At 29.5% G+C, this 4828-nt stretch carries 5 protein-coding genes; 2 read left to right on the forward strand and 3 right to left on the reverse strand.

Annotated elements, in window-relative coordinates:
• Positions 1 to 112: 112 nt before the first annotated feature.
• On the reverse strand, positions 113 to 628 hold the full coding sequence (locus LQK79_RS20555; protein ID WP_231017748.1) for a nitroreductase family protein: 516 nt from the start codon (positions 626 to 628) through the stop codon (positions 113 to 115).
• A gap of 245 nt (positions 629 to 873) precedes the next feature.
• Here LQK79_RS20555 and LQK79_RS20560 point away from each other — a divergent pair, with 245 nt between their 5' ends.
• Both LQK79_RS20560 and LQK79_RS21145 read left to right on the forward strand, forming a co-directional pair.
• The gene (locus tag LQK79_RS20560; RefSeq protein ID WP_053243540.1) at positions 874 to 1059 is read left to right on the forward strand and encodes a (2Fe-2S)-binding protein; all 186 of its coding nucleotides are present in this window, start codon (positions 874 to 876) and stop codon (positions 1057 to 1059) included.
• 380 nt (positions 1060 to 1439) lie between these two features.
• Entirely contained in the window at positions 1440 to 2312 is an 873-nt protein-coding gene (locus LQK79_RS21145) for an AraC family transcriptional regulator (RefSeq protein WP_231017750.1), read from the forward strand.
• A 6-nt stretch (positions 2313 to 2318) separates the two neighbouring features.
• Here the strand turns inward: LQK79_RS21145 and LQK79_RS20570 are convergent, their stop codons facing one another.
• Together LQK79_RS20570 and LQK79_RS20575 are read right to left on the reverse strand one after the other, a co-directional pair.
• Entirely contained in the window at positions 2319 to 3383 is a 1065-nt protein-coding gene (locus LQK79_RS20570) for an acyltransferase family protein (RefSeq protein ID WP_231017752.1), read from the reverse strand.
• A gap of 20 nt (positions 3384 to 3403) precedes the next feature.
• Positions 3404 to 4654: a siderophore synthetase gene (locus tag LQK79_RS20575; RefSeq protein ID WP_231017754.1), complete on the reverse strand. Its 1251-nt coding sequence runs from the start codon at positions 4652 to 4654 to the stop codon at positions 3404 to 3406.
• Positions 4655 to 4828 lie beyond the last annotated feature (174 nt).

Raw genomic sequence — 4828 nt, forward strand, 5'->3', positions numbered from 1 at the left:
GATTTTATGATTTTTTTACCTTAGATTTATAGAATTTTTTTAATGTTGCAAAGCAGTATTACTTCGCAATATTTCTAAATTGCGTACAAAATAATAATTATTCACTATACTTTTAAAATTTATTAAAGTGGAGCTTATCATAAAGTAAATCCTTATCTTCATAGGGCTTTTTCTCTTCATCAGGATAGCCTATTGATACCATGCATTCAACGTTGTATTTTTCAGGTATATCTAAAAGTTTTTTTATGTAATCGGAAGTTGTTTCAGTTTCAGTATGCATTCTTTCATGAACTTGAACCCAGCAAGAGCCAAGACCCATTGAGTGTGCAGTTAAATGAAGTATAGTTGCTGCGATGGAGGCATCTTCCACCCAAACGTCAATATTTTTATCAGCGAGAACAACTATTGCAAGAGGAGCGCCTTTTAAAAATTGACTTCCAAATTCTCTACTTTGAGAGAGACCTTCAAGTAAATTTTTATCTGTGACAGCTATAAATTCCCATGGTCTTCTTCCTTTAGAGGATGGTGATAAAAGAGCTGCTTTTAAAAGCGTATCAATTTTTTCTTTTTCAATTTCTTTATCCTTGTATTTTCTAATGCTTCTTCTTGTCTTTAATAAATCAATCATCGTATAACCTCCAAACAATGTATTTAAAATAATAATACTATAAAACCTTAACTAATTAAATAATTAAAATTTTTATAATAATTTATATACCCTACATATTAAAGCAATAAATGGGTGAAACTAATTAATGCTAGATAAATTTATTACCCTAAAGATAAACTGCATGAAAATGTTACTTTTATGAATTTTAGTGCATATAAATTTCGGTAGTTTATAGGGTCAAGTAATTAAAAGGAGGAATTAAAATGAGAGATAAGGACGAAATAATATGTGGATGTTTTGATCTTAAGGTTGAAGACATAATGAAGGCTGTGGAGAATGGAGCTACAACATATGATGAGGTGCAAGAAGCTACTCAAGTTGGTACTGCTTGTGGTCAATGTGAAGATGAAGTTAAAGAATTAATTGATGAATTACTAGCACAAAAGTAAAAAGGTGAAGTAACAATGCTTCGTCGCGTTAAAAAAGTCCTATAAATCTAAGGTAAAAAAATCACAAAATCCTAAGATATTTCAATAACTCGCTGAAAAGATACTCAGACAATTGAAATATCTAAGTATTTTGTGATTTTTTACCAAGATTTATTAGGACTTTTTTAAATCGCTCCTTCAGCATTGTTACTTCGCTCCCACGGTAGTGCAAGGAAAAAATTTTAGTGCCTACGGAATTTTAGGTGAGAAGCTTTATAGGAACAATGATATTATAATGGATTATCTAAAAAATATTCCTTTATATAAAATTAAGACAGCAAGAAATATGAAGATTTATTAATTTACAAGTGATAATATAGGAGAAAAGAGGGGGGAGTAAGGTGGAAAGCAATATAAAGACAATTATATTTGTGATTGATTTTATTGAAGAACATATAAATAAAGAAATTAGTCTTGATGAAATTTCAAGTGCTGCGGGGGATTCAAAATATCATTTGCATCGAATGTTTACAAATCTAATTGGTTTTTCAGTTCATCAATATGTAAAAAGGCGTAAACTTACTGAAGCTGCAAAAAGGCTGCTCGCTTCAAATGATTCTATTTTAGAAATTGCGCTGGAATGTGGTTATGATTCTCAGCAAGCATTTACCACAGCTTTTAAGGAACTTTATAAAATGACGCCACAGAAATTTAGAAAAAATCATGAATTTCATCCAATTCAGTTGAAGTTTGATATGAAAGGAAACTTTAAAAAACTAAAAGGGGATAGAATTATGGATATTAAAATTATTGAAAAACAGGAAATTTGTATTGTTGGGTTTATGGGTAATACAAAGGAAGGTTTTCAGATAATACCTCAATTATGGGGCAAGCTTCACAAGGAAAAAAATAAAATAAAAAATAGAGTATGTATGGATTATACGGTTGCTCTTAATGATTATTCAAAGAATTTTACATTTGAGGACAGTGTTCCAGCATTTAAGTATTATGCAGCAGTTGAAGTTTCAAAGTCCGAAGAAATTTCGCCAAGCATGAGCACAATAACATTGCCAGCAGGAAAATATGTAGTGTTTACGTATAAAGGTAAATCTGAAGATTCACTTGAGCCAGTCATGGATTATATTTATAAGGAATGGTTCCCGGAATCCAGTTGTCAATTTAATGAAAACGCCAAATTTGACTTTATACGATATGGTGAAGAAATGGATGAGCATAATCAAAGTAATATTGAAGTTTGGGTTCCTATAGTTTAAATACATCTATGACTTGATTCCGAACATAAATCTAAATACTTTAAATCTTTTTAATACCTCATAGGTTATTAAACTAGATGTAAGTGCAAGGAATATAATTACAATATATTGAAGAATAAAAGTCTTTGTTAGCTTTAAAATGAAATATGCAAATATAACAATATAGGTTTGATGAACTATATATATTGTGAAGGATGCATGGGAAAGATATGAAAGAAAGCTTGGCTCAAAGTTTAAGTATCGTTTACCATAACCTATAAATGTAAGTAGTGAAGCCCATATAGTAAAGTAATATATTAAAGAAAAAATTATTCCAAGAAGGCTAAAACCTTGCTGCCAGCCTATTGAATTTATTTCAATGAAAATTATTATATATCCAGCAATTGAGCATATAAGGTAGAAGTTTTTATGATTTTCAAGAATGCCTAGAATACTATCATCTGAAGCCATTAGAAAACCTAAAATCACATAAATTCCATATACAAATATGTTTTTGCCAGTTATACTTGGCAATGCTGAAGCTACAGTAATTGGAATACATATAAGTAGTATTTTAAATGGTGCTTTAAATAATCTAATATTATGTGTTGAAAGTTTTTTCATAATTGGTAAAGTAATTAAAGAAATAATAAATAAGTACAAAATAAACCATAAGGCTCCAGGGGTAAAGCTTCCGTGGTATCCTGTTAAATCAGAAAAGCCCAAGAAAAATTTTCTTAAATAGGCTATAAAGCTTAAAGTGCTGCTAGAGTGAAATTTATATGCAAAGTATCCTTCTGGTGGTAGAAAAATAATTATTCCGAAAATAAGGGGAATAAACAAACGCAAAAAGCGCTCTTTTAAATAGTCTTTATTGGAGCGCTTTTTTAGCGAAAAGTAACAAGACATTCCAGCTAGTAAGAACATAAGTGGCATAAACCATAAAGAAGAATTTATTAGTGTAGTACAAAATGCATTTGACTTTCCTTGAATATAATTTGCTTCATTAGCATCAAAAATTCTAGCAGTGTGGAAGGGAAGTAAATAAAGTATACAAATAATCCTTAACCAATCAATATATTTTTTTCTCATAAATAATATCTCCTGTTTTTTTATTTTGGAAGTTCACTATCCAATAAAATAAAGAAGTTTTCTATATTTTCTTTGTCCTTTGAATTACCGTATAAGTTTACAGTGAAGGTCATAATATTATTATAACTTGTCAAGGCCAGCTGAAAGTAGGGTTTGTATTTCATTGAACCGAACGTATAAGCATTAATTATTTGTGTGCCTTTAAAACAAAGCTTTTTAGAATCTAGAATTCCAATATTGGTCATGCCTATTTGTGGGTTTTTAAAACCATTTTTAAGTAACTTTTTAACATGCTTGTAGTTAAATAATTTAAAGAGCAGTGAAATTTTAACGAAGGCATTTAGTCCAATAAAATTTTTCTTTTTTAAATTCATGTCATCGTTAACCTTTTTTGTGGTATCATCAAAGGTATCATTAGGTTCAAGAGTTAGATTGCTAATAACTGTGGCGCTAAGATTGGTAAGCGCATTGATATTTTTGTTTTTTAAATACTTACGCATATCTACAGCTACTGATATACTGAGTCTATTTTTATTTAGAATTTTATAAAGTGCTCTGTAGAAGGCAGTAAGAGTTACATCATTAATTGTAACCTTGCGATTCTTACAGTATTTTTTAATAGATAAAAATCTATCTTGTGGAATTTCATGTGTTAATATAAATGGTTGAACTTCTTTTGCAGTACTCATTGGAAAGTTCAAATTAATAAAACCATTACTTTCTTTTCCTTGAAACATAAGAGCTTTAAATTTATCTTTAAAGTTAAATTGCTTATTTACAACATTTATACTTCTATTCCCATTAAGAAGGTAATTTATTGTGTAGTCAGAATTTTTTAATAAATTTGAATATAAGCTGCACAGTAAATAGAGGTAATCTTTGAAGCCAGCAGCATCGCATATCATATGGTTCATAAGTATGCACAAGGAATCTTTGGTTGAACTAAGTAGACAAGCTTTTACTTGAGGTCCAGTGGCTTCATTAGTTCTTGATGTCATAAATGTATCAAATTCACTTTTAGTGTTTGTAAAAGTTAGTATATCTTTGAAACTTGAACTATCTACTTTCTCCCAGCGTGGTTCTTTGATATTTTCTACGTATTTACTGCTTAGTATAGGGACGACGTCTAAGGTCATAGCTAAAGCTTTTTTTAAAGCTATTTTATTAATGTTACCATCAAAGTGTATAATACAGTGAAGATTATGATCATTGAATTTATAAGTTTCAAAAAGAAATTGAAGCTTATCAAAAATTTCAGATTTAAATATCATATTGATTACCTCCGTTATTGTAACTTGTTTATAGATAAACAAGCTGAAATATTTAAATTACCAATGCCAAATTTATCCTTACAAACTGGAATTTGTTGAGCACTATAGTGAAGGGTTTTAACTCACTTCGTTTGTTAAAAGACTAAGGTTTTCGCTATGCGAAAGGTGAAGGGT

Origin of the sequence: Clostridium guangxiense (assembly GCF_021043395.1) — a bacterium.
Lineage (GTDB): Bacteria > Bacillota > Clostridia > Clostridiales > Clostridiaceae > Clostridium_S > Clostridium_S guangxiense.

Coding starts and splice junctions, on each gene's coding strand:
- LQK79_RS20575 (WP_231017754.1), bottom strand. CDS start 4,654: ATGATATTTAAATCTGAAATTTTTGATAAGCTTCAATTTCTTTTTGAA.
- LQK79_RS20555 (WP_231017748.1), bottom strand. CDS start 628: ATGATTGATTTATTAAAGACAAGAAGAAGCATTAGAAAATACAAGGAT.
- LQK79_RS20560 (WP_053243540.1), top strand. CDS start 874: ATGAGAGATAAGGACGAAATAATATGTGGATGTTTTGATCTTAAGGTT.
- LQK79_RS20570 (WP_231017752.1), bottom strand. CDS start 3,383: ATGAGAAAAAAATATATTGATTGGTTAAGGATTATTTGTATACTTTAT.